This is a genomic window from Hymenobacter fodinae (assembly GCF_004745825.1).
Taxonomy (GTDB): Bacteria; Bacteroidota; Bacteroidia; order Cytophagales; family Hymenobacteraceae; genus Hymenobacter; species Hymenobacter fodinae.
Map to the genome: position 1 here is coordinate 1,205,729 of NZ_SRLA01000001.1, position 25,456 is coordinate 1,231,184.

The following is a 25,456-nucleotide window of genomic DNA, read 5'->3' on the forward strand; positions in this document are numbered from 1 at the left end:
CAACAATGCGGTGAGCCGGGAAGCAGTGAGCTAGCTCAGAGCTTCTTCGCCATCGTGCAAGGCTACCCCCGACAGTACAACTTCAACCGGAGCCGTGGTAGAAGCCCGCAGACGCTCCACGGTTTCGTGGTCGGTCAGGCGCCAGGCCCGGGTAGCAGGTACCGTCAGGAATACTAGGTTAAGCTGGCGCAGTACCCCCACGGGCAAGGCCTCTTCGCGCAGAGCAGGGAATTCGATGAGCACTACCTGCACATTCGGGGCGCTCAGCTCGGTCATACGCTTCGGTACGGCATGCTGAATCAGCTGGTCTAACGGCCAGCCCTGTACGGCGGCCGCCTCCGAGGGGTAAAAGAGGGTAGGAGCCTCCAGCGTTTCGTCGTTGTTGTTACCATCGGGGTAGAGGGCCAGAGTCTGGACCCCCATTTCGTGGCACCGCTGCGCCAACGCTTGGCATAGCGTGGTTTTACCCTCCTGGCGCTGCACGCTGAATACACCTACCACAAAGGGAGACGTTACCGGGTTAGAGTTTGCTTTCAGCAAAATATGGCGCACCAGTTGATCGAGGCTGCGCTGCTGCGAGGCCTGCAGCAATTTGGGAGCCGCGTGGGTATCCAGCATCATACCCGCCACGGGCAGGCCAATCCGGCGGGCCGCCACGGTGGGGTTGCGCAACGACTTATCGAGCATCCCTAGGCCTATCACCAAGCCCGTCACGAACACAAAACCACCAACACCGCTCAGCAGTACGAGCAGCATGAGCTTACTGGTCTTGGGCCGGGCCGGCAGGTTTGGTGGGTCAATAATTTTTAGGTTGGCTGTGAGCTGTGTGTTTTGTTGTGAGGCTTTACTAGCGTTGAGGCTGTTGAGTACCGTCAGGTAATTCTTCTCAGCCAGCTCTATTTCGCGGCCAATGCGCTTGAGTGTCGCACCTAGCGGAGCCATGCGCTGGTATTCCCGCTCAAACTCCTGCTTGCGACGGTTCATCACCTCCAGCTTAGCGCGGCTCGACTCTACCTGCACCATGTCTTGCACCCATTCAGAAAGCAAGTCTTGGTTCGGAACGCCCTCGGTGGAGTTGCTGTGCGCGTAGTAGTTGTCAACGTTGGCCTGAATTGCCTGCGCCGTTTTATCGGCCTCGGCCTGCAACTGCTTCACCTTAGCGGCGGCGCCGGGCTCTTCTTGCTGAGTGTAGAGCTGCTGGTCGGCAATGGCAGCGTTTAAGCGGGCGAGCTTCTGCCGCTGTTTAATTACATCACCGTTACTCGACACCAAGGCTACCTGCCGGCCACCCAGCTTTGTATTGATGGCGCGCAGAGCGGCTTGCGCCCCCGCGTACTGCTGGCTCACCTGCGAGAGTTCAGTCGCTAACGCCTCTTTCTCCGTAGCAATGTTTTTCGACTGCTCCTCGTAATTAATGATGTTGTTGTCGCGGTTGAAGGCCAAGTTTTCGCCTTCTGCTTTAGCTAGGCGGGCTTTAGCCTGCTCTAGCTCCTGCTCGTAGTAGGCTATAACGGAGGATGTCTGCCCTTCCCGTAGGTTTTTAGACTGCTCCAAAAACACTTTAGTAACGGAAGCCAACGTACTCCGGCACAGCTCTGGGTTATAGCTCTCAAACTGCAGCTTAATCAGGTCGCTACTTCCAATGCGGGCGGCCGTCAGTTGCGAGAGGGCCTCGATAGAGTACGTAGGGTTGGTAGAATTCAGCAGCTTGTACAGCGCGTTGGTATTATTAGCCTGAGCAAAGCGCCGTACATTCTCTAACGTTGCCTCCTTAGTTGGACCGGTCAACTCCTGGCGCAGTTTAACCGGAACGCTTTCGCGCAGGGCATCATAAGGGGCAGCGTTTAACAAGGCAGGCTGCTGGCTTACTTGCCAAATGTGAGTAGCCAGTAACTGATATAGTACTTCCTCTTTTGTAGAGCGAGAGGTAATCAGGTTTACGAGGTTATCAAATGCGTTGCTTGTCTTGTTATAATCGGCTTCGGCATTGCCGGTCAGCGAATAACCTGACGCAATACCAGTGTAAATAGTAGTGTCCGAAGCGTACACTTTGGGCATCTTTCGCGCAAAGAAATACGTTGAGGCACTGAGTACTAGGGGCACTAGTACGAGGAGTGGCCATTTCCGCGCCAGCAAACGGAGCAAGTCAGAAAGGTTCATCGAGAGGTCATTAAAGAAGAAATCGGGGAGCCGACAAATTCTTCCAAGATCATAAAAGAAGTATCGTACTGACTACGAGCACTTTCTTGCGAAACGGAGAGCTCCGTGAGCTGCGTGCTAACCGCCGACAAAGCCGGCAGTGTAATCTGGCCCTGGCGGAACTGCTTTTCGGCCAGTTGGTAGTTGGTTTGCACCGTCACAAGGGCCTCTTGCCGCAGGGCTAGCGTTTTGCGGGCCAGCAAAACGTTCTGGTACATCTCAATAACCTGCCGACGGAGCATGTTTTCCTGTTCCTGACGCAGAGCTTCTAGGCGCTGAAAGTTGAGTTCCTCTTTCTTAACCCGGTTGCCGCGGTTCGTGAGCTGACCAAGCGGCAGGCCTACGCTTACCCCCGTATTATACCGAGGAGCACTGGTAGTTCTGAACTGATTGGGGTTGTCAATGTCAGCTGTGGTGATGCTGGCCAAGTTGCCGTAGGTATAGCTACCACCCAATACCACGCTCTCCAGTAAGTTTTTCTTCGCAAGCTTGATATCCTGTTGGCCGATTGATTTTTCAATCTCCATGGATTTAAGCTGAGCCGAGTGCTTGATTGCGGCGGCTGTTAACAGAGGAATAGCCGTGTTGGGAGCGTCAAAGAAAGTAGTTTGCCAACTTTCAGTGGCAGTGGTCTTGGTCTGGCCTAGGACTAATGTAGTATGCAGAACCAAAAAGAGGCCGCCCAATAATTTTTTCATTACACGTTTTCTTTCTGGAACAAAGCCGGGATTGTTTTGCAGACAATTTGCAGATCTTTCAATAAAGAGTAGTTTTTAGCATATTCTACGTCTAGCAACTTGCGTTCCTCGGCCGACATGCTCTTGCTGCCACGCTTGCTTACCTGCCATAGGCCAGTGATGCCCGCAGGAGCCATAAAGCGAGCGGCAAACTCGTCCGTGGTGATTTTCTCGGCTTCATACAGCGGAAGGGGGCGGTTGCCAACGATAGACATATCGCCCCGGAGCACGTTGAAGAGCTGAGGCAACTCGTCAATGCTGGTGTTCCGGATGAACTGACCAATGCGAGTAACGCGCGGATCATTGGCAATCTTTATGAAGGTAGCTTCGGCTTCCAGTTTCTTGGCTAGCTGATACTGGCTTTCGCAGATTACTTCGCCCTTGCTGTCAATTAGTTGCTGGCGGCACGACATTCCTTGCGTGCGACATTTGGGGCAGAGGGGAGAAACATAGGTCGTCTCCTGATCTGCCGAAGCCTGATACTGGTTTAGCCCCTTCATAGAAGCCAACAGCTTATCGGCGTCTGGCCGCATCGAGCGAAACTTCCAGAACTTGAAGATCTTGTATCCCATGCCCACTCGGTAAGAGTAGTAGAACACGGGCCCCTTCGATTCTAGCTTGATAAGAATAGCTACAAGCAGGAAAAGTGGGCTTAGACAAATCAGCGCCAGCGTGGCAAACAACACATCGAATATGCGCTTTCCTAATAGGAAACGCACTTTTGGAGGGCGCTGAGTAAAGTCTGAGGTTGATTTGGGAGGCTCTACCGGAGAAGACGGGCCAGTGGTCTTAGCCTCAGGCGTTGGAGCAGGGATCTGAGGCCTAGACCTATCCGGGATTGTTTCTTGAAACAATAGGTTGGTGATGCTGGCATTCATAAGCTCTGGAGTTTGAGTGTTGCACGGCTCAAGGAAAGGCGGGCGGGAGCAGAATAGTGCAGAAATATCTTAGCAAAAGTCAGGCCCGAACTCGGTCGAGCAACTTTTTAACTCGTAAATCGAGCTCCTCGGGGTTGAAAGGCTTTACCACGTAGTCGTCGGCGCCTTGCTTAAGGCACTTGATCTTATTACTGGTTTCGTCCTTGCCCGAAAGCATTACCAATGGAGTGTAGCGGTGGGCATGGTGAGCCCGAACGCGCTTAATAAAATCGAGCCCATCCATGACAGGCATGGAATAATCCGCGACGATAGCGTCAGGAGCGTTTCCTTCTTCGAGCCAAGACATTGCTTCTGAGCCATTTGACTTCAGAACAACCTGATAGTCAAAGTTGAAGTAATGCTCCAGAATGAGGCAAATAGACGGCTCGTCGTCAACAATAAGTAAAGTCTTTCTCATATGCGGGGGAGAGTGAGGCAAGCTGTAAAATATCTATTCATACGAGATAGACTAGTCTGATTTACTAGGTAGAGTAAATCTAATGTGGTAATAGTTATAAAAGTAGGTGCTTAATACTAATTATCCAAATATATTTCTCTTATGGTGGCGCTTGCGTTTTACCATAAAAAAACAATCTGGCATTGGTATCAGGCTATTTAAGCAGAAAAGGCAAGTATTTTGAGAAGTATAATTTTCAAAATACAGACCTGATACGGGGCATAACCATCTTAGTTATGCATTGTAGTGATTTTTATATCAAAAATTGACTTTAAACGCTCAATAAGCTGATTTTTTGTTGTTTATACGGATAAAGTTGTATTTCAATTAGTGAACAATGACGTGTTATTAAACCACGCAATTAGGCTTGTAATATGATTTAAATAAGTAGTTGCAATCGATTGCGAACCAGATAACCTCCTATATACCTACATGATAGGCCAAGTGCTGTACAACATCAGCAAGCATTACAGCTTAAACATGACTTAACACTAATATAAGATTAAGACAACTGAGCTAGCTCTTGCGCGAATAGGTCAACAAATTGCTGCGTGGCCTTGGAAATCGAACTGCTTAGTGTATATAGCTCATTTGTAGGGGCTTGTAAAGCGGCTAATTCCTCAAGTCGCTTCAGGTGACCTGTTTCAGGCTGAATGTTCAGGCTTCCGAACGTTGACTTAAGGGTATGTGCTTCACGGGCTACCTCCTCCCAGTTTTCCTCTTCAATAGCTTGCTGCAGCGTTTCTACCTGGCCAGGTACTCGCTGAATGAATAGTTCCAGCATCTTCCGGATAAACTCTTTATTGGTAGCGAGCTTACCCAACATATAAAAATCGTACCGCAGATTTGGGTCGTGGGGAGGGATAGCAGGGGCCGGAGGGAGTGGGGTAGGCTGGCGTTGGCTCACCTGAGCCAATAGATTATACAGTTCGGTTTCAGAATAGGGTTTCGTGAGAAAATCGGTGAAGCCGAGCTGCTGGTAAGAGTCTTCACTGATGCGTATTGCATCGGCGGTTAGCGCAATAATGGGAGTCTGTTGGTTAAGATTAGCTTCTGCGCGTAGCCAAGACGTAGCAGCTAAGCCATCCAAATGTGGCATCTGCACGTCCATTAGAATAAGGTCATACTTGCGCTGCTGAGCTTTGGTAATGGCTTCTTCTCCATTCTGAGCCATATCAACCCGAACTTGCCATTGCCCCAACATAGTTACCGCAATCAGCTGGTTCACGGAGTTATCTTCGGCTAGCAGCACCGTAAGGCCCTCCAGTAGATCAAGCGGCTGCGGGACCGCCGGCTCTTTCTGTATGGGCTCATTGCTGATCAGGTACGGAATAGTGAAGTAAAAGCAGCTACCCTGGCCTAGCTCACTCCGAACCCCAATTTGCCCGCCTTGCAGCTCCACAATGTTTTTGCAGATAGTAAGACCTAGGCCAGTGCCTCCGTACAAGCGCGGAATGCTGCTATCAGCCTGCTGAAAGCTATTAAAAATCTGTTGCAGGTTGTCGGGGTGAATCCCTATGCCGGTATCTGCTACGCTGAATGTCACGGGTAATGTACCATTGAGGGCTGGGCGCGCATCAATGGTAATGGTAATAATGCCTTGCTGGGTGAACTTGATAGCGTTGCTGATCAAATTTACCAGTACCTGATGCAGGCGGAATGGGTCGCCCTGGGCTTGGGGGAGCTTTTCGTTGAGGTTTACAATGTGCAGCAGCAGGCCCTTCTCAGCTATTTTGAAGCTAAGCGAGCGGGCCGCGTCCTGCACCGTTTTGCTGATATCGAAGGGGATGTTTTCCAGTACAATGGTGCCCGACTCAATTTTGGCGTAGTCCAGGATATCGTTAATAATGACCAGCAAATTCTCCGTGCTCGACTGAATCATCTCCACGTAATCGTTCTGCTCATTCGTCAGTGGACCTTTTTTGAGCAGTTCCGTGAGGCCCATCACCCCGTGCAGAGGCGTCCGGATTTCGTGGCTCATGGTGGCTACAAACGTCTGCTTGGCTTGCACAGAGTCCTCGGCTACACGGTAAGCACGCTTAAGGTCCGTAATGTCGGAGGAGTACGTGAGCAGGTAGCGCGACCCGTCGCTGCGCAGTAGGGGGCTCTTGGTGGTGTAATACCACACTGTTTGGCCATCCTTTAGCTGGTAACACTCTTCAAAAGAAGCCGAGGCGTTGTTAGGCCAGTCGGGGGGCTGCGGGCCAGCGGGCAAGCTGGGCAACTTTGCGTCCAGCCGATTCAGGTCGATGCGCTGGTTATGCAGGTGCAGGTAGCTCTTGTTGGTGAGCACGCAGCGTCCTGCCTCATCCTCTACATAAATCAGGTTGGGGCTGTTGTCGATTACTTGCCGTGCTAAGCCCTGCTGATCTTCTAACTTCTGCCCCGTGCGTTTCAGCTCGTTGATGAGTTCCGATAAGCTCTCGACGGCGTTGGCCGGAATGCGGGCCGTGGCTAGGCTGGTAGAAACGGCTTCTAGTTGGGCGCGCAGACGCAGTACCTCAGCTTCGGCAGCTTCGCGCCGCCGCCGCTCAGCAGCTAATTTTCGGATGGTCATGGTAGGGGAGGCAAAAGGCCAATCAGCCACAAAGTAGTACTCAGCAAATAAAAAACAGAATTCGTGCCTAAGCACGCGGGGGTACATGGCTGTAATGTGTGGCCGCATTTTAGCCGCAAAGGATTGCATGAGCTAGGCCAGGTAAAGTAAACGCGTGAGCTATCCGTCTGGGTTACAGTGCCGCATTAGCAGCACCACTTTTATATGAAAACCCCTTCCCGCTTCGACGGTAAAAAATACCTCAACACAGTGCCCACTAGTATGATGTCGGCGAACTATAGCTTGATGCTGCGGCGCTGGCTGTTGGGCCGCGAAGAGCGGGCGCCGCGCCAGCCGCTGGGGCCTTTCCGCGCCGACGCGGCTGCCCTGCAAGAGCCCGTACCCGCGGAGGCGTTGCGCGTAACCTGGCTAGGCCACTCCACCACATTGCTTGAGCTAGATGGCCTGCGCATTCTCACGGACCCCGTCTGGCGACTGCGCGCCTCGCCAGTAGCCGTGGGACCTAAACGGTTCTTTGCACCCCCGCTGCCCATGCCGGAGATCCCGAAGATTGATGCCGTAGTTCTCTCCCACGACCACTACGACCACCTTGATAAAGATGCCATTCGGGCGCTGTCTCATACAGGTGTGCCCTTCTTCTGCCCACTGGGAGTAGGTGGGCACTTGCGGCGCTGGGGAGTAGCGGCTGCCCAAATCACGGAGCTAGACTGGTGGCAGGAAGTGGCGCTAGGCCACTCGCACACGTTGGTGGCCACTCCAGCGCGTCACTTTTCTGGCCGGGGCCTCACCCGCGACACTACGCTCTGGGCTTCCTGGTGCATTCTGGGGCCCACGCACCGCGCCTTCTTCGGCGGCGACTCGGGCCCTTTCGAATCTGGCTTCCGTGAAATAGGAGAGGCCTACGGACCCTTTGACTTAGTGATGTTAGAAGTAGGCGCCTATGATGAGCTGTGGTCCGACATTCATATGGGCCCCGACCAAGCACTAGTTGCCCACAAAGCACTGGGCGGTGGAGCGCTGCTACCTCTGCACTGGGCTACCTTCAATTTGGCTTTTCACGGCTGGCAAGAGCCTATTGAGCGGTTAGTAGCCGCAGCCGGACCTGAAGTGCCCCTGCTACTGCCAGCCCCCGGCCAGCGCGTAGATATGGCAGAACAACTCAAGAGTGGGAAATGGTGGCAATCCTCGGCCGTGGCTTCTCCTAAATAATATAGCACCTAAGTAAAAATAGAGTTAAAACATTTTGCCCTAGTTCATAGTAGTTGGCATCAGATTCCGGCTGTTAGGTCATGGCCTTGCCGGACGTATTGTTTTTGCCGCGTGAAAAATTCTGTCACAACCATCTGGTCTTCGGAAGAAGTTTGGGTGACTACCGTTTGCTTACCTCGCCCTTCCTTAATACAGCCACGCAATAAGCGGGCTGAGGTGGGGTGTTGTTGCTGTTGTTGATCCTGTGATAGGCTGCCGCTCGGCAGCATAGGCGTGCCTGGTGCATTGCCATTGTTCCTGTTGTAAGGATGTTTCTTCTAGCTGAACGCTAACAGCGTTTAGCGCCGGTTGTGCGTATTCGCCAAAAAGAAGAAGTCAGTGCTGGCTTCGATAGGAAGTGCAATCGGTGGGCAAGAGCTGAAAAGCGGCCTTTTTCTTTTGAGTTTTCTAGCCCTGGCTGCTGTGTAGTGGCCTAGGAGCTGTATAGCTGTTTTTTCTCTGTACCTCTATGAATACACTTTTCTCTGCTCGCACGGGGCTGGTAGCGGCACTGTCGGTGACTAGTCTCACGGCTGCGGCCCAAAACGTAACGGTTACGGGCCGCGTTACTAACCCTGCTGGCCAGGGCCAGCCTGGCGTAACAGTGCTGGAGCGCGGCACTACCAATGGCACCAGCACCGATGCCGATGGCCGGTTTAGCCTGAGCGTTTCGCCAGCTTCTACACTGGTTATTTCGGCCATTGGGTCCGTAACGCAGCAAATTCCGGTTAGTGGGCGCACCACTATTGATGTGCGGCTGGCCGATAACGAAACCACGCTGAACGAAGTGGTAGTCACGGGCTCTCGTGCCGCCGAGGGCCGGTCCAACATCCTCACGACCTCCCCAGTAGATGTAATTTCGGCCCGCGAAATCAAGGCCTACGCGCAAACCGACGTTACGCAAATTCTAACGTACATCGCGCCCTCGTTTCAGAGCACGCGCCAAACGGTAACCGATGGCACTGACTTCGTGGACCCCGCCACTCTACGTGGCCTAGGCCCCGACCAGGTGCTAGTGCTAGTGAATGGCAAGCGCCGTCATACCTCTGCCCTTGTGAATATCAACGGTACGCCGGGCCGCGGCTCCGTGGGCACCGATATGAACGTGATACCACCGGCTGCTATTAAGCGCATTGAGGTGCTACGGGAAGGCGCGGCTGCTCAGTATGGCTCCGATGCCATTGCGGGTGTTATCAACATTCAGCTAAAGGACGATACCACCGGCGTGCAGGCCAGCAGCACGGTAGGCCAAACCTACGAGGGGGATGGTGAGTTGGTGCAGGCCGATGCCAATGTAGGTATCGGGCTCGGCGGGCGGGGCTTTCTGGACCTGAGTGGCCAGTTCAGCAACCGCTCCTACGTAGACCGTAGCGGACGCGATACGGCTCCGCTTATCTACCTGGGTACCAACACTGGCAACTACCCCAGTGGTTTGTCTGACGACCAAAAACGTGCCCTGAAAGCCCAGGACGACGCTTTAGTTGCGGAGCGTGGCTTTAACCGCCGCGACATTCGAGTGGGTAGCTCCGACGTGCGCACTTACGGCAGCTTCCTGAATGCGGGCTACACGCTAGCGCCCAGCATTGGCCTAGAGGCCTACGTAGCTGGCGGGCTCACGCGCCGTACTGGCCGCGCAGGCGCACTCTACCGCCTTCCTAGCCAAGTAACCCAAAACGACCCCAGCATTTACCCGAACGGCTTCCTACCCTTCATCAACAGCACCATTGACGATGCCTCCATTATCACGGGCATACGGGGTAACGTACTAGGCTTTGCTGCTGATTTGAGCAATACCTACGGCCGCAACAGCCTGCGCTATGAGCTGGAAAACACGCTGAATGCTTCTCTGCAAAACAGCCCTACCTCATTCTACGCCGGCACACTAGTGTTTCAGCAGAACACCGTGAACTTGGGCTTTTCGCGCAAATTCGTAAGTGTGCCCGTCATCAGCACCCTAAACGTGGCTTTTGGGGGTGAATTCCGAGCCGATAACTTTCAGATTAAGGCAGGGGAAGAAGGATCGTATGCCGCCGGAACGCGCACCGTTAACGGTGCCCGGGCAGCCTTTGGGGCGCAGGGCTTCCCCGGCTACCGGCCTGCCGATGCTACCGACCGCACCCGCACCAACGTGGCTGGCTACATTGACCTCGAAAGCGACATTACGGAGAAGTTGCTGGTAAGCGTGGCTGGCCGGGCCGAGCGCTATTCCGATTTTGGCTCCAATGTAAGCGGCAAGCTAGCGGCCCGTTACAGCCTTACGCCCGACGTAGCCCTGCGCGGCGCCATCAGCAACGGGTTCCGGGCGCCCTCGTTGCAACAGCGCTACTTCACCAACTCTAGCACGCAGTTTACCAGCGGTGAGCTACGCGACGTGCTTACTACCAACAACGACGACCCCATTACGCGGGCTTTCGGCATTGGCTCACTCAAGCAAGAAACCTCGAACAACTATAGCCTAGGCCTCACGGCGCGCGTGTTGCGCAACATCACGCTGACGGTAGACGCCTACCAGATTGATATTGATGACCGGATTGTGCTCAGCTCTCAATTCAGCCGGGGTACGGCTGCCGTGGCCGCTATCCTCGACGCCAACCAGCGCCCCAACCAGAACCCGGTGCAGGGCGTACAGTTTTTTGCTAATGCTGTAAACACCCGCACCCGCGGCATAGATATCGTAGCGAATCAGCGCCTAACCCTAGGGGCTGACAGCCGCCTGACGCTGACGGCCGCGGCTAACTTCAACGAGACGAGCGTGCGGAGCTTCAATAGCTCAAGGTTCATCGATGAAAACGCCAGCCTGCAGAATACCCTCTTCGACCGGGCCCAGCGTGCCCGCCTCACCAATGGGCAGCCCCGCAGCAAAATCAACTTGAGCGCCGACTACGGCTACAAAATCTTTAGCGTAAACCTGCGCACAGTGCGCTTTGGGGAAATTCAAACCAAAGATGCCAACCCCGATCGTTCGTACATCGACCAAACCTTCTCGGCTAAGTGGGTAACGGATTTGGTGCTGAGTGCTCAGGTGCTGAAGCAAGTGGGCGTGAGCATTGGCGTGAATAACCTGTTTGATGTGTACCCCGACCGCCTCTACCAAGACCCCAACAACAACGAGCAGAGCCTGAACTATACTACGCTAGATGCCACCAATCGGGGCCGCTTCCCCTATAGCTCCAACCAGTTTGGCTACAGTGGTGGTTTCTACTTTGGCCGCGTGAACGTGTCTTTCTAAGCCACTTCCCTACGAAGGGCCAACACTACAGGCTGCCTCAGCATTTGCTGGGGCAGCCTTTTTTATGCCCACCTGAGTTAAGCTGCTGAGAGTGGCCTACCGCGTCTGCTGGCCTGGCGCCGGTGGGCGCTGACTGTCAATACAGTAACGTTTATCGAGGAAATCGAATATCTCGACAGTAAATAGGCAAGTATCAATATCCGGTGATTATATTGACCGGAGTATACCGCGCCCTGCCTACCAAAAATGCCCACACTGGCTTGAGTTTATTGGGCGGATTGTCCGCTTCCTATTTTTTCTCATTTAGTTCTTTGTATGAAAAGACTACTACTTCTCCCTGCAGTAGCCATTGCCGTTGTGAGCCATGCCCAAACTCAGAATAGTACCGTCACGGGGCGGGTGCTGGACAGTAATGGGGCGGCTCAGCCGGGCGTTACCGTGTTAGAAAAGGGCACTACCAATGGCACCAGCACCGATGGTAGCGGCCGCTACAGCCTGAGTGTACCACCCACCGCTACTCTGGTGGTGTCGGCCGTGGGCTCGGCTACGCAGCAGATTGCCGTGAACGGGCGCACCTCCATCGACGTCCGACTGGTAGACAATGAAACAGCCCTGAATGAGGTCGTAGTAACGGGTTCGCGGGCCACGGAAGGCCGCTCTAATATCCTGACTACGGCGCCTGTTGATGTGATTTCGGCCCGCGAAATCAAGGTGTTTGCCCAAACCGATGTGTCGCAGATCCTGACGTACGTTGCGCCTTCGTTCCAATCGTCGCGGCAGGCTATTTCCGATGGTACCGACCACGTAGACCCCGCTTCGCTGCGCGGCCTGGGCCCCGACCAAGTGCTGGTGCTGGTGAATGGCAAACGGCGGCACTCATCGGCGCTGGTGAATATCAATGGCACCGTGGGCCGCGGCTCTGTAGGTACCGACCTAAACACCATCCCGAACGCCTCCATCAAGCGCATTGAGGTATTGCGCGATGGGGCCGCCGCCCAGTATGGCTCCGATGCCATTGCCGGCGTCATCAATATTCAGCTCAAAGACGACACCACCGGCGTGCAAGCCAGCAGCACTGTGGGGCAGACGTATGAAGGGGACGGTGAGCTATACCAAGCCGATGCCAACGTGGGTGTAGGTCTCAACGGCCGCGGCTACCTCGACCTGAGCGGACAGTTCAGCAACCGCGGATATACCAACCGCAGCGGCATTGATACCGCTCCGCTCATTTATTTAGGCGGCAACAGCGGCAACTTCCCTAGTAGCGCCAACACCGAGGAAAAGCGCCGCGACCTAAAGGCTCAGGATGATGCCTTGGTAGCGCAGAACGGCTACAACCGCAAAAACCTGCGGCTAGGCCAGTCGGAGGCGCGCAACTACGGCGGCTTCCTGAACTTCGGCTATAAGCTGGCTCCCGCCATAGGCCTAGAGGCCTACATTACGGCTGGCGCCATGCAGCGCACAGGTAAAGCCGCCGGTTTCTACCGCCTGCCCAACCAGATTACCCAGGTAGATGCCTCCATTTACCCCAATGGGTTTTTGCCCTTTATTAACACCATCATCAATGATCAGTCTATTATCTCGGGGTTGCGGGCCCGGGCACTAGGGTTTGATATTGACTTGAGCAACACCTATGGTCGTAATGAAATCCGATTCGATATCAGCAACACGCTGAATGCTTCGTTGCCCATTGGTATCAGCCCCACGAACTTTTACGCCGGCACAATTGCCTTCCGGCAGAATACCTCCAACCTCAACTTCACGCGGCGCTTCACTAACGTGGCCGTGCTGAGCACCTTGAACGTGGCCTTCGGGGGCGAGTACCGCGACGACAACTACCGCATCAAAGCCGGTGAGCGGGGCTCTTACGAGAACTACGGCCGCATTGTGACGCCGGGCACGCCACCCACGTTTGCCGCCGCCGGAGCGCAGGTATTTCCTGGCTACCAACCTTCCGATGCCTTGAACCGCTCCCGGCACAACGTAGCGGGCTACCTTGATCTGGAAAGCGACATCACGGAGAAGCTGCTCGTTGGTGTAGCCGGCCGGGCCGAGCGCTACAGCGACTTTGGCTCTAACATGAGTGGTAAAGTGGCCGCGCGCTACAGCATTCTGCCCGACGTGGCCGTGCGCGGCGCCATCAGCAACGGCTTCCGTGCGCCCTCCTTGCAGCAACGCTATTTCACCAATACCAGCACCCAGTTTGTGCAGGGTGCTCCCAACCAGGTGCTCACCGTCAGCAACGACAACCCTATTGTCCGCAACAGCTACACGCCCGGCGGCACCGGCCAGCAAGGATTTGGAGTGGCAGCCCTGAAGCAGGAAAAGTCGAAGAACTACAGCCTAGGCCTCACGGCTCGCCTGCTGAAGAGCGGCTCTATCACCGTCGATGCCTACCAGATTGACATTCGGGACCGAATTGTGCTCTCGTCGCAGTTTAGCCGCGCCAATGCCACCGTAAATGCTATTCTGGGCAATCTGCCCGTGAGCCAAGTACAGTTCTTTGCCAACGCCGTAAATACCCGCACCCGTGGTATTGATATTGTGGCCAACCAGCGCATGCCGCTGGGGCCCGGCAACCTAACGCTAACGGTAGCGGCCAACTTCAATGAGACCAAGGTGCGCAAGGTAAACAGCTCGGCCACCATTGATGCTGACCAGACTGGCCTACAGAACACCCTCTTCGATCGGCAGCAACGCGGCCGCCTTGAAAACGCTCAACCCCGCAGTAAAATCAACCTGACGGCCGGGTATGCGCTGGGCATCTTCAGCCTCGAAGCGCGCACCGTGCGTTTTGGAGCCGTGCAGTACAAGGATGCCCGCCTAGGCAGCCCAGCTGGTAACCCCAACTTCCTGTATTCCTCCATCGACCAGACGTTCCGGGCCAAGTGGGTAACTGACCTGACGCTGAGCGCCCAGCTAACCAAAGTAATAGGGCTGACCGTTGGGGCCAACAACATCTTCAACGTCTACCCCGACAAATACCGCGTCGATCCGCGCAACAGCGCCACTAACTTCTCCGTCGACCCACTGCTGAACTACAACTCCAGCCTTGATAACACCAACCGGGGCCGCACTATCTACAACCCCAACCAGTTTGGCTACAACGGGGGCTTCTACTTTGCCCGCGTTATCGTGAACCTTCCTACCACCAAGTAGACTGGCCTAGCCACGTCACTAACAAAAAGCGCCGACTCCCAATGGAATCGGCGCTTTTTGTTAAGCTGTTTTAGCCGCGTTATTCGCGCACTAGCCGTACCAATTGCTTTCCATCAGCCGAACGAGCGAAGTACATACCTGGCGCTACTGAGCTTGTGGGGTGCCAGGTAACGGTGCCATCCGTGCGGCTAGTCACGTGTTCCACTAGCCGGCCTAGGCCATCCGTGATAGTAACCGTCTGTGGAGTAGAAAGCTTAAAGGAAACTTGGCTGCGGAAGGGGTTCGGGCTGGCTGGCAAATAAAGAGGCCTACCCGTGGTTGTCGCCAGTACTTGGTCCGTAACCAGGAAAGTAATCGTCCGGACTTCGCTGGCATTAAGGGGGCATCCATCATCGGCTACTGCCACAGTGAGTCGATAACGCCCAAAAGGCAAGTTTGTAGGCACTGCCCACGTAAGACGAGCCTGCGTGGCGTTCAAGGTTTGAATAGCTGTACCCGGTACAATGGTTGGTACGTCACTTACAAAACGTAGCTTCTGCCCAGTATCGGTATCAGAGGCAGTGAGCGTGAGAGCAACCGTTCGGCCAGGGTTTACTTTAATAATCTGCTCCAGCGGTTGCGTAGTGGTGCTGCTATTTACTGTGAGCCCGGTGATAGTGGGAGTGGAGTTCGTGCTTCTATTTAACCAATATATCTGGTCTCGGGTGACACTGCCAATCTTCGTCCAAACGTTGTTCAGCTTCCGGTATTCATCTACCCGAATGGGTAATAAGTACTCTCCTAATTCTATTCGTGCCGAGGTAGGCAGTAATGCCCCAGTAGCAGCATCTACAGTAAAATGAGGAGCGGCTCGATAAGGGCTTATTTCGTTGGGGCAGGCCGCTTGATTAATTCGAGCTGCCATATTCTCCAAAGGAGCAACTACCTGGTACACCAGTGAGTCACCATCTATATCAAATGCGCTGGAGCTGTACTGACTAAGTTGGTTGCCACCCAGGTAAGGCAGTTTATAGGCTGTAAACTTAGGTGAGCTATTTACCAAGCCAGTAGAGTTATCCAAAAAAGACTCTATATATAAGTTATGTGTATTCGACTGCCCTATGTTACGGATGCCAAGAGAACGGTTCTCTGCGAAAGTGCTCAAAGTCCACCGAGCAGTGGGTAATTCTACATCTCCTTCAAATACATGAGTTTCAAACGTTTCATCATTGCACCGTACAACATCCGGTGCAAGGCGGCGGGTGCGGAGCAAATCAACCTTAAAGCTTCCAGTGCCAGTGCCATCGCAACTGTTCTTGCTGCATATAAGGGGGACTTGTTCTCCAAACCGAACAGGCGTACCTGCTGTATTCTGATAAAGCCGCATGATAACATGGTAGCGGCTCCCTGAACCTGGAATAGGTTCATACAGAATTTCGCCTCCAGCGGCATGCGTAGCCCAAGCTTGTGTGGCTAGGCAAAAACATCCTAATAGTAATGACAAAAATCGCACTGTATTTCTTTTCATAAGAATGGGGGTAAGTAATTATGCGAAAGTAAGATACAAGAAGAGCGGCGCAAGTGCATCTTGCGCCGCTCTTCTTGTATTTAATAGTGGCCTAGGGCTATTGACCGCTAGATGAATTTGTATCCAGGATCTTAAACAGCTCGTCGAGTTTGGGCGTCAGGATGATTTCGGTGCGGCGGTTCAGGGCTTTATTAGCGGGCGTGTCGTTGGGGGCTACAGGCACATACTGTGAGCGGCCTGAGGCCGTTACGCGCTGAGGCTGCACACCTCCAGTGGTGAGCAGGCGGGCAATTTCGGTGGCCCGCAGTACGCTCAGGTCCCAGTTGTCTTGCATGGCTGCAGTAGGCCTAGTAAACGCCACGTTATCGGTATGACCTTCTACCACCACGTTCACATCGGGCTGATTTTGGAGGGCGGCGGCCAGCTGCTTCAAGGCATCTTGGCCTTTGGGGTCAACTTTGGTCGAGCCCGTTTTGAAAAGCAATTGCTCCGACAATGACACGTATACTTTGCCGTCCTTCATCTTTACTTCCAGATCGGTGCCCTTGAAGCCGCGTAGTGCGTTGCTCACGCTAGCCCGCAGGTCGTTTACGGCTTTGTCTTTCTGAGCCAGTGCTTTCTGCAGTTCTGCCAGGCGGGCCTCGCGGGCCGTGAGGTCAGCAGTCAGCTTGTCGATGTCGGCGCGGCTCTTTTTGAGGTTGGTATCCAGCTCGCCCAACTCGGCCTCGCGGCGGGCCAAATCTTTTGCTACCTTGTTATAGTCGGCGTTTTTGTCGGCAATGGTGCGGTCGGAGTTCTTCAGCAGTTTATCGTACGAGTCGGTGAGCTGCGTGTTGAGCTGGCGAGTGCGGCGCAGGTTGCGGCCGGTTTCCGTAGAGTCGTCGATGAGGCGGCGGTTTTGCAGGCGCATTTGGGCCAGCTCATCGGTGGTTTTTTTGAGCTCTGCCACTGCCTGGCGCTGCTGACGCTCGATATCGGCGCGGGCTTGCTCGGTAGAGGCTTGGCGAGCTTTTAGGTCGTCGTATTTCTTAGAGGCTACGCAGCCCGGCAAGGCAGTGGCAGCACACAGGGCCCACACCGCCAAAGAGGAAATTTTTTTCACAGAAAGACACATTTCATTCCGAACTTGAGCAAGCTAGGCCACTCTGCCTACCTTCTCTCGTGGCAAGGTAACGCACTCTGGCGGCATGTTCCAATCAGACTGGCCTAGGAAGTAGGAAGTCAGCATAAGGCGGAGTAAGCGGCTAAGACGCCCCGCCCCCGAAATTGTAGCGGTGCTATAGCCTGCCTTACGTAAGCCCTGCTGACCATTTACTGGCTACCTATTTCACCACTGCTGGAATCTGCCGTAACTTGCACCTTAGAAAAAGCTCGGCAGTGGCCGCTGGGTACACACTGAACTCGGGCCATTTCCTTCCCCTCACGTCTCATTTAAGAAGAACATATGTCTTGGTTTAAGCGCGTAGAGAAAGGCATCGTCACCCCGACGGAGCAGAAGAAAGAGACGCCCGACGGCCTGTGGTACAAGTGCCCCGAGTGTAAAACCGTGGCCACAATGGCCGAGCACAAGCGTCTGCTAGCTACCTGCGCCAAGTGTAACTACCACGACCGCATAGACGCAGCCGAGTACTTCGACTTCCTGTTCGACAACCATACCTACACGGAGCTGGATGCCGACATGCACTCCGCCGACCCGCTGCACTTCGTTGATACCAAGGCGTATCCGCAGCGCATAGCAGCTACCGAGAAGGCTACCGGCTTGAAAGACGCCGTTCGTTCAGCTCATGGTCAGCTCAATGGCCTAGGCCTAGTGGTAGCTGCCATGGACTTTAAATTTATTGGGGGCTCTATGGGCTCGGTGGTAGGGGAGAAGATTGCCCGTGCCATTGACTACGCTCGCCAGAACCGCCTGCCGTTCCTGATGATTTCGCGCTCCGGCGGGGCCCGCATGATGGAAGCTGGCTACTCCCTGATGCAGATGGCCAAGACGTCGGCCAAGCTGGCTCTGCTTTCGGAGGCGGGCATCCCGTATATCTCCCTGCTCACCGACCCAACCACGGGTGGGGTAACGGCCTCGTTCGCTATGCTCGGCGACTTCAATATTGCGGAACCAGGTGCGCTTATCGGCTTTGCGGGCCCCCGTGTTATTAAGGAAACCATTGGTAAGGATTTGCCCAAGGGATTCCAAAGCGCGGAGTTTGTGCTGGAGCATGGCTTCCTGGATTTCATTGTGGACCGCAAAGAGCTAAAACAAAAACTCACGGATCTGCTCACGATGCTGCAAAAAGCTGAAGTGCCTGTAACGAAGGATGCTAAGGCCTCGACGGCGGTGTAAGCAGGCGAGCAGGTAAACTTTCGGCAAGCTTTTTGGAAAAGGCTTCCTGTCTGGGCAAGTGGCCTAGGCGGGAAGTCTTTTTTGATTTACTGAAAACGGTAATTGGTAAACCTGAAAATATAGTTCAGGCTATGTCTGCCTAACTTTTTCCGTTTAACTCAAGTAAAGAAGCTCACCCAATCACACCTCTCTCTTTTCTGCTTACCTAATTCCATTCCGATGAAAAATCGTAATTCTCTTCTGACGTTGCTGATGGCGCTAGTGCTGCTTGTAAGCTCCTGCGCTACCACCAGAAACCCTAATATTCCGGAAGCCAATACCAACGGTACCGGTCCGCGCAAAACTGGCATGAGCAAAACCGCTAAAGGTGGCCTACTGGGTGCCGGTGGTGGTGCAGTAGCTGGCGCCGTGCTAGGCCGCGTAATTGGTGGCAAAAGCGGTACCGCCGCTGGCGCTATCATTGGTGCTACCGTGGGTGGTGCCGGTGGTGCTCTGATTGGCCGCAAAATGGACAAGCAGGCTGAGGAGCTCCAGAAAGACATGCAGAACGCCCGGGTTGAGCGCGTAGGCGAGGGCATCAAGATTACCTTCGATTCCGGCATCCTGTTCGATACTAACAAGTCTGATCTGCGGGCCGCTTCCATGAGCGAAATCCAGAAAATGGCTGAGGTACTGAAGAAGTACCCCGACACCAACGTGCTGGTGGAAGGTCACACCGACAATACCGGTTCGGATGCCATCAACCAGCCTCTTTCAGAGCGTCGGGCCCAGGCTGTTGCCAACTACACTACGTCGCAGGGCGTTGATGCTTCGCGCATCACCACGAAAGGCTATGGCTCTACTCAGCCCATTGCCGACAACTCTACCGCTGAAGGCAAGCAAGCCAACCGTCGGGTAGAAATTGCTATCTACGCCAACGAGAAGATGAAGAAAGCTGCCGAAGAAGGCCGCCTGTAAGTCATCGTGCACGCAAACAAAAAAGAGGGCCACCTATACAGGTGGCCCTCTTTTTTGTAGTGACCAGTTTTAGATCGAGCCAGAAATTGTGGCCATTCAAAAGGATGAATTTTCTACTAGCTCAAGCACTGAATCAGCAAAACGATAGAACTTTTACAAGATATTGCGAGCCATTGATAAGCGCAAAAATACCTGATAACGAAGTGTTAACAGAGGCCGCTGAGTGTAAACTGGGAAGTGACAAATGGGCAAAATGTGTATCTGCATAATTTTTTTGCGGTTTATTCGTTTTTGGCAAGGTGGTTGCAAAATGCCTTGTAGCACAGTAGGCGATTTAGTTGATATTTGTACCGCGCAACTGTAGCGTTAAACAGAAAGCCTTCATCACACCAACACACTCAACCCTCTTTTCATGAAAACCCTTCGTTCGTATTTCTCTTTGTTGCTAGCTCTGCTGTTGTTGGGCAGCAACTTCGTTCAAGCACAAACCACTACCACTAAAAAGCCCATGAGCAAAACCGTAAAAGGCGGCTTGCTGGGTGCCGGTGGTGGTGCCGTAGTAGGAGGTGTATTGGGCCGCGTAATTGGTGGTAAGAATAGCACCGCTGGTGGTGCCATTATCGGTGCTGCAGTAGGTGGTGCTGGTGGTGCCCTCATTGGCCGCCGCATGGACAAGCAGGCCGCTGAGCTGAAGCGCGAAATGGCTGGTGCTAAAGTTGAGCGCGTAGGCGAAGGCATCAAAATCACCTTCGATTCGGGTATCCTGTTCGCCAAGAACTCGGCCGCTCTGACTTCTACTGCCGAAGACAACATCAACGAGCTGGCTAAAACCCTCATCAAGTACGGCGACACCAACGTATTGGTAGAAGGCCACACCGACAACACTGGCTCGGATGCTATCAACAACCCACTTTCGCAGCGTCGTGCTCAGGCCGTGGCCAACTACGCGCAGCAGCAGGGTGTTGACGCGTCGCGCTTCACGGTATCGGGCTACGGCTCTAAGCAGCCCATTGCCGACAACTCTACTGAAGCTGGCCGCATGGCTAACCGTCGGGTAGAAATTGCCATCTACGCCAACGAAAAGCTGAAGAAGGCTGCTGAGAAAGGCACCATCTAAGCTGCAGCCTGCGAAAGCAACGCCTAGTACAAACGGCGGCACTCTTGGAGTGCCGCCGTTTTTTGTTTTTGTGTCGGAGGTCAGTACCCTGGCCGCAACCTACGGCCGGGCTAGCGGGTAAACGGGCTATGCCCACCACCTACACCTCGCCCGCCCCCGACAAGACCTGGCAGGATCATCTCATCTTGAATGAGTTCTTCGAGCCCCTGACGCTGGATCACCCGCGCCGCACCCCCATGCGGGAGCTCATCTCTACCATCTTGTCGCACCGCACCACGCACGCCGACGAAGAACTGGCCTACGACCGTATGCTGGAAGCATTTGGCGACTGGCAGGGTGTGCTGGACGCGCCCACGGCGGAGTTAGCCCATGCTATCAGGACAACACGCTGGCCCGATACCCAGGCACCGCGCATCCAAGAAGTGCTTCGCCGCATCAAGGCGGAACGCGGAGAATTTACTCTTGACTTTCTGGCCGAGTGGCCTACTGAGCAGGGTCTGCAGTGGTTAACCGATATGCCCGGTATCGGGCTGAAAACGGCATCGTTAGTCCTGCTGTTCAACTTTCACAAGCCCATCTTGCCCGTCGATACGCATGTGCACCGCATTGCCCAGCGCGTAGGCATGATTGCCCCCAAAGCCTCTGCCGACAAAGCGCACAAGGTGCTACTGGAGCAACTGCCCAAAGATCCATTGGTGCTGCTGAATTTTCACAAGCACAACTATTGGCACGGGCAGCGGGTCTGCTTGTTCACCAATCCAGATTGTGCTCGTTGCCCGCTGAAAGGCTTCTGCAACTATTACCTAGAGCATTATGGCCCTGCTACTGCGGAGGCTATGGCTGCCACACCAAAAAAATGGAATACGGCCTGGGGTGCCTTACCGCACTAGGGTAGTGACCTACGGTAGTTTATCAATTCGGGCCTGTAGGGTATCCACGAGCGGGTGGAGGTAAGCCGGCAGGTTGCGCTTTTGCGTGTCAATGAGCCAAAAGCCCCGCTTCCCATTTTTATTTACTTCCAGGTAATAACCGCCCCAGTCGCCGGCGTCGGGTTGCCCGATCGGGCCGTTGGCTTCGCGCAGCAACTGGGCCGGTATATACTGGACTAGGTCTTCGGCGTGCCGATAAAAGCTAGAAGCCAACAGAGTGTACTCGCCCTCGTAGGGAGTGCCGGCAGTGGGATAGAGGTCCTTTACATCTTCGGCCAGCTCCTGCTTGCGGGCATCGAACTTGTAGATTTCGATGCAACGCTCCCCTGAGCACTCACCGTAAAATTGCCCGAAAATTAGTTCGTCGGCCCTGGGCTCGGCAGGAGTATCGTCTTCGGCGCAACTGCTGGCGCAAAAGCCTGCTAACACGAAGGTGCCGGATACAAGCAGCATAGAAATACGCATAGAGGTAACGTAAAAGGTAAAATCAGATACAACACTAACAGGTAAACCTAGCCATGCTTACGTAGGCCAGTCGAACGCCGCTACTTAGCCGAAGCAGCAGTCAGGGCAGTCAGTTGTTCTCGCTTAGCCTAAGTGGCCTAGCGAAGAATGCATAGGAGTAGAGAGCTACAAGTAGAATAAGGTTGCACGTAGTATTGTTTAAAGCGAGGGCTGCACCCTGAGTTGTGGATGTGCACTACCTTTACCAGCCTATGCGTCTTGTTCGTCATCCGGTCTTGTGCAATTACTACGTTACCTACCGGTGTAATGCGCGGTGCTCATTCTGCGATATTTGGGAGAAACCCTCGCCTTATATCAAGCTGGAGGACGTAGCGCAAAATCTGCGCGATCTAAAGCAGTTAGGCGTATCAGTTATTGACTTCACGGGTGGTGAGCCACTGCTACACCGGCAAATCCATGAGTTTGTAGGCCTAGCCCATGAAATGGGCTTCATCACCACGCTCACTACCAACTGCTTACTCTACCCTAAGTACGCTGAGAAGCTACGCGGCAAGGTAGATATGCTGCATTTTTCGCTGGATGCTTCGGAGAAGGAAGTGCATGATAGAGGCCGGGGTGTGGCTTGTTATGATTTCGTGCTTGAAAGCATACGGGTAGCGCGGGAGCTAGGCGAGCGGCCCGACATTTTGTTCACCGTGTTCCGAGAGAACCTTCCGGATCTGGAAGCCGTGTACCGCGACATCGCGCAACCCAACCAGCTGATGCTGATTCTCAACCCAGCCTTTGAGTATAATGCCGTTGAGACCGGAGAGCAGCTTACCAGTGCCGAGCTAGATTACCTCTCTAATTTCGGGAAGCGCAAAGGAGTATATCTGAACGAGGCCTTCATTCAACTGCGCCGCGATGGGGGCAACCACGTGGCAAAGCCCGTGTGCCGGGCGGCCAGCACTACTCTGGTAATTTCTCCGTCCAATGAACTGGTGTTGCCGTGTTACCACTTGGGTGAAAAGAAATTTCCTATCAATGGGCAGCTGCTAGAGCTTTATCACTCTGGGCCAGTGCAGCAGCTGGCGGCATTAGAAGGGCGTTTGCCACAGTGCGAGGGCTGCACGATTAATTGTTACATGCAGCCCAGCTTTGCCGTAGAAACCAGTAAATATTTCTGGCAAGCCCTGCCCAGCACTCTCAAATATAATTGGGAGAAGGGCACTTGGCGACGCATGCTAGCGCGGTAATCGAGTAGCAGAAATGTGCACCAGCACTTGTTTGCAATAGCTCGTTGCGTAGTAGCTTGCCGGTCATCCACTTCTATTCTGCTCTTATGCCCGCACTCGTTTTGCCCGTTCGGGGCATCCATCCACAATTAGGCCCTAACTGCTTTCTGGCCGATAATGCCACCGTAGTTGGTGACGTAACGCTTGGGGCCGAGTGCACCGTATGGTTCAACGCCGTAGTGCGCGGCGACGTGAACAGCATTCGGGTGGGGGATAAAACCAACATTCAGGATGGGGCTGTTATTCACTGCACCTACCAGAAAGCCGCTACCACCATCGGGTCCCGCGTCAGTATTGGGCACAAAGCCATTGTGCACGGCTGTACTGTGGAAGACGATGTACTAATTGGCATGGGTGCCATTGTAATGGATCATGCCGTGGTAGGCCAGGGGTGCATTATTGCCGCGGGGGCCGTAGTGCTGGAGAACACGCAGTGTGAGCCGGGCTACCTCTACGCAGGTATTCCCGCCCGCAAAATCAAGCCCATTACCGAAGAGCAGCGGGCTACTATTCAGCGTACGGCAGATAATTATGTGCTCTACGCTAGCTGGTTCTAAGCCCGCGGCACCAGACAGGTTTTTGAGTTGCAGGCGCATATGTTAGCAGCGTAGCTTAACGACTTTATAAGCTTTTACTCTTTGCATATGCGTACTCTCTATTCCTATTTGCTGGCCGGTTGGCTGCTGTGTATCGGTGCGGCTGCTTCGGCAGCTCCTGCTTATTCCTTGCCTGATGGACCTGGTAAACCTACGTTGGTGACAACACCGCCTGCGGTAACAAGCCCGGTGGCCCAGGTAGATTTTATCGTGGCAAAAGCGGCGGCTCCTACACACCCGCAAAAGAAAAAGTCTAGCTCCAAAAAGGTTTGGCTGTTTGTGGGCATTGGTGTTGCACTAGCCGTGCTGCGTATTCTGGTGTAGGCTCTATGCCTACTGTAGAATAAAAAAAGCCTCGCCAGATATCTGGCGAGGCTTTTTTTAGGGTCTACGAATTAACTGGCTATAGACTGAGCTCTTCATTATCGGCGGTTTCTCGCTCCTGCTCCGATGTTACGCGCAACTGCACAAGCTCTACGGCGCGGCGGGAGCGTTTCAGAACCCGGAATTCGTAATTGTCGAGGACGGCAACATCGCCTACTTCCGGAATGTTGCCATAGATGACATTCAGTAGGCCTCCTACGGTTTCATAATCGTCGCCTTCGGGTAAAGGGTAAGGCAGATACTCGTTAGCGTCGGGGATAGGGGTAGCAGTGTTCACCCGGTATTCCAGGTCAGACACCTTTTCTACCACGGGCACTTCGTTATCGTATTCATCCTGGATTTCGCCTACTAGCTCCTCCATAATGTCCTCAATGGTCACGATACCGGAAACGCCACCAAACTCATCACTGACGATGGCCATGTGCATGTGCTTGCGCTGAAACTGCCGCAGCAAACGGTTGATCTTCTTGGTTTCCGGCACAAAGTAGGCCGGGCGCATAATCTTATGCACCAAAATGGGCTCGTTCCGACGGATGATTTGCAGCAAATCTTTCACGTATAGAACCCCCACAATATTATCGATGTTGCCCTCGTAGACCGGAATGCGGGAGTAGCCCTCGTTGTACACCGTCTCCAAGAGTTCGTCTTGGGGGAGGTTTACATCGATGGCGGCAATCTTGGTGCGGGGCACCATGATTTGCTTCACCATGCGGTCGTTGAACTGAAACACATTCTCAATCAGCTCGTGCTCCGAGTCTTGAATCTCTCCACTTTGCTTGCTTTGGTCTAGCAATAAGCGCAGCTCATCCGCCGAGTGAGCTTCAGGGCCGTGCGTAACGTGGCCCCCAAACAAGCCGGCCACCATGTTGGAGAGCGTGTTAAGCACTACAATAAAAATCCAGGTAATCTTGGCGAAGGCCCACAGTGGAATGGCAATGGCCATTGTGGTGCTTTCAGGCTTCTGAATGGCCATCACCTTCGGCGCTTGCTCACCTAACACGATGTGCAGAATCGTAATAATGGAAAAGGACGTGACCAGGGAAATCTGGTGTACGGCCGTGGTCGACAGCGTTATATGAAACTTGTCAATAATGGCCATCACAATTTCAGCCACCACGCTTTCTCCAATCCAACCCAGGGCCAGCGAGGCTAGCGTAATACCAAGTTGAGTGGCCGATAAATAAAAATTCAGATCGTGCAGCATGCTCTGCACAAGCTTCGCCAGCCGGTTTCCACCTTGGGCTTTGATCTCAATCTGCGAGATCCGAACCTTGACGAAGGCAAACTCCGCCGCCACAAAAAAGCCGTTCAGCAACACCAGCAGAACGGTAAGTAAGATATTTAAGATCATAGATGCGGGGCACGGCTCGACCGGCCTGGCTCCCTTTA

The 25,456-nt window shown here is 53.9% G+C and carries 20 protein-coding genes; 10 read left to right on the forward strand and 10 right to left on the reverse strand.

Annotation, left to right across the window (positions count from 1 at the left end; all coding sequences use genetic code 11):
• Window positions 1-30: 30 nt before the first annotated feature.
• The 5 genes from EU556_RS05190 to EU556_RS05210 all read right to left on the reverse strand — a co-directional run bounded on the left by EU556_RS05190 (window position 31) and on the right by EU556_RS05210 (window position 6,867).
• Window positions 31-2,160 (reverse strand): GumC family protein, encoded by a 2,130-nt coding sequence (locus EU556_RS05190; RefSeq protein WP_167855458.1) that lies wholly within the window; start codon window positions 2,158-2,160, stop codon window positions 31-33.
• Window positions 2,157-2,897 carry a TolC family protein gene (locus EU556_RS05195; RefSeq protein ID WP_135431694.1) on the reverse strand — a complete coding sequence of 247 codons (741 nt, stop codon included), beginning with the start codon at window positions 2,895-2,897 and terminating at the stop codon, window positions 2,157-2,159. The genes EU556_RS05190 and EU556_RS05195 overlap by 4 nt, the downstream gene beginning before the upstream one ends.
• A complete protein-coding gene (locus tag EU556_RS05200; RefSeq protein ID WP_245327432.1) occupies window positions 2,897-3,655 on the reverse strand; it encodes a sugar transferase in 759 nt (252 codons plus the stop codon). Before EU556_RS05200 ends, EU556_RS05195 begins: the two co-directional genes overlap by 1 nt.
• Before the next feature lie 238 nt (window positions 3,656-3,893).
• Entirely contained in the window at window positions 3,894-4,271 is a 378-nt protein-coding gene (locus EU556_RS05205; protein WP_135431698.1) for a response regulator transcription factor, read from the reverse strand.
• A 541-nt stretch (window positions 4,272-4,812) separates the two neighbouring features.
• Window positions 4,813-6,867: an ATP-binding protein gene (locus tag EU556_RS05210; RefSeq protein ID WP_167855459.1), complete on the reverse strand. Its 2,055-nt coding sequence runs from the start codon at window positions 6,865-6,867 to the stop codon at window positions 4,813-4,815.
• 204 nt (window positions 6,868-7,071) lie between these two features.
• Here EU556_RS05210 and EU556_RS05215 point away from each other — a divergent pair, with 204 nt between their 5' ends.
• The 3 genes from EU556_RS05215 to EU556_RS05225 all read left to right on the forward strand — a co-directional run bounded on the left by EU556_RS05215 (window position 7,072) and on the right by EU556_RS05225 (window position 14,503).
• A complete protein-coding gene (locus EU556_RS05215) occupies window positions 7,072-8,076 on the forward strand; it encodes an MBL fold metallo-hydrolase (protein ID WP_135431702.1) in 1,005 nt (334 codons plus the stop codon).
• A gap of 508 nt (window positions 8,077-8,584) precedes the next feature.
• Complete coding sequence (locus tag EU556_RS05220) at window positions 8,585-11,344, forward strand: TonB-dependent receptor (RefSeq protein WP_135431704.1); 2,760 nt, start codon at window positions 8,585-8,587, stop codon at window positions 11,342-11,344.
• A gap of 315 nt (window positions 11,345-11,659) precedes the next feature.
• Window positions 11,660-14,503, forward strand: coding sequence for a TonB-dependent receptor (locus EU556_RS05225; RefSeq protein WP_135431706.1), 2,844 nt, complete (start codon window positions 11,660-11,662; stop codon window positions 14,501-14,503).
• Between the two features lie 79 nt (window positions 14,504-14,582).
• Here EU556_RS05225 and EU556_RS25975 read toward each other — a convergent pair whose 3' ends face one another.
• The 3 genes from EU556_RS25975 to EU556_RS05235 all read right to left on the reverse strand — a co-directional run bounded on the left by EU556_RS25975 (window position 14,583) and on the right by EU556_RS05235 (window position 17,112).
• Complete coding sequence (locus tag EU556_RS25975) at window positions 14,583-15,407, reverse strand: T9SS type A sorting domain-containing protein (protein ID WP_167855460.1); 825 nt, start codon at window positions 15,405-15,407, stop codon at window positions 14,583-14,585.
• Window positions 15,408-15,670: 263 nt separating this feature from the next.
• On the reverse strand, window positions 15,671-15,910 hold the full coding sequence (locus EU556_RS25980; RefSeq protein WP_210116222.1) for a hypothetical protein: 240 nt from the start codon (window positions 15,908-15,910) through the stop codon (window positions 15,671-15,673).
• Between the two features lie 197 nt (window positions 15,911-16,107).
• Entirely contained in the window at window positions 16,108-17,112 is a 1,005-nt protein-coding gene (locus tag EU556_RS05235; protein WP_245327434.1) for an OmpA family protein, read from the reverse strand.
• Between the two features lie 342 nt (window positions 17,113-17,454).
• Here EU556_RS05235 and accD point away from each other — a divergent pair, with 342 nt between their 5' ends.
• From accD to EU556_RS05255, 4 genes are all read left to right on the forward strand, one after another.
• Window positions 17,455-18,345 carry an acetyl-CoA carboxylase, carboxyltransferase subunit beta gene (gene accD, locus EU556_RS05240; protein WP_135431710.1) on the forward strand — a complete coding sequence of 297 codons (891 nt, stop codon included), beginning with the start codon at window positions 17,455-17,457 and terminating at the stop codon, window positions 18,343-18,345.
• A 219-nt stretch (window positions 18,346-18,564) separates the two neighbouring features.
• The gene (locus EU556_RS05245; protein WP_167855462.1) at window positions 18,565-19,302 is read left to right on the forward strand and encodes an OmpA family protein; all 738 of its coding nucleotides are present in this window, start codon (window positions 18,565-18,567) and stop codon (window positions 19,300-19,302) included.
• Between the two features lie 412 nt (window positions 19,303-19,714).
• Window positions 19,715-20,419 (forward strand): OmpA family protein, encoded by a 705-nt coding sequence (locus EU556_RS05250; RefSeq protein WP_135431712.1) that lies wholly within the window; start codon window positions 19,715-19,717, stop codon window positions 20,417-20,419.
• A gap of 128 nt (window positions 20,420-20,547) precedes the next feature.
• Window positions 20,548-21,309, forward strand: coding sequence for an endonuclease III domain-containing protein (locus EU556_RS05255; protein WP_135431714.1), 762 nt, complete (start codon window positions 20,548-20,550; stop codon window positions 21,307-21,309).
• Window positions 21,310-21,318: 9 nt separating this feature from the next.
• On the opposite strand, the gene EU556_RS05260 is transcribed toward EU556_RS05255, so the two are convergent.
• A complete protein-coding gene (locus EU556_RS05260) occupies window positions 21,319-21,801 on the reverse strand; it encodes a hypothetical protein (RefSeq protein ID WP_135431716.1) in 483 nt (160 codons plus the stop codon).
• 263 nt (window positions 21,802-22,064) lie between these two features.
• On the opposite strand from EU556_RS05260, the gene EU556_RS05265 reads away from it, so the two are divergent.
• From EU556_RS05265 to EU556_RS05275, 3 genes are all read left to right on the forward strand, one after another.
• Window positions 22,065-23,048, forward strand: coding sequence for a radical SAM protein (locus EU556_RS05265; RefSeq protein ID WP_135431718.1), 984 nt, complete (start codon window positions 22,065-22,067; stop codon window positions 23,046-23,048).
• Between the two features lie 86 nt (window positions 23,049-23,134).
• On the forward strand, window positions 23,135-23,644 hold the full coding sequence (locus tag EU556_RS05270; RefSeq protein ID WP_135431720.1) for a gamma carbonic anhydrase family protein: 510 nt from the start codon (window positions 23,135-23,137) through the stop codon (window positions 23,642-23,644).
• A gap of 87 nt (window positions 23,645-23,731) precedes the next feature.
• The gene (locus EU556_RS05275) at window positions 23,732-24,007 is read left to right on the forward strand and encodes a hypothetical protein (RefSeq protein WP_135431722.1); all 276 of its coding nucleotides are present in this window, start codon (window positions 23,732-23,734) and stop codon (window positions 24,005-24,007) included.
• Window positions 24,008-24,086: 79 nt separating this feature from the next.
• Here EU556_RS05275 and EU556_RS05280 read toward each other — a convergent pair whose 3' ends face one another.
• Window positions 24,087-25,418: a hemolysin family protein gene (locus EU556_RS05280; RefSeq protein ID WP_135431724.1), complete on the reverse strand. Its 1,332-nt coding sequence runs from the start codon at window positions 25,416-25,418 to the stop codon at window positions 24,087-24,089.
• Window positions 25,419-25,456 lie beyond the last annotated feature (38 nt).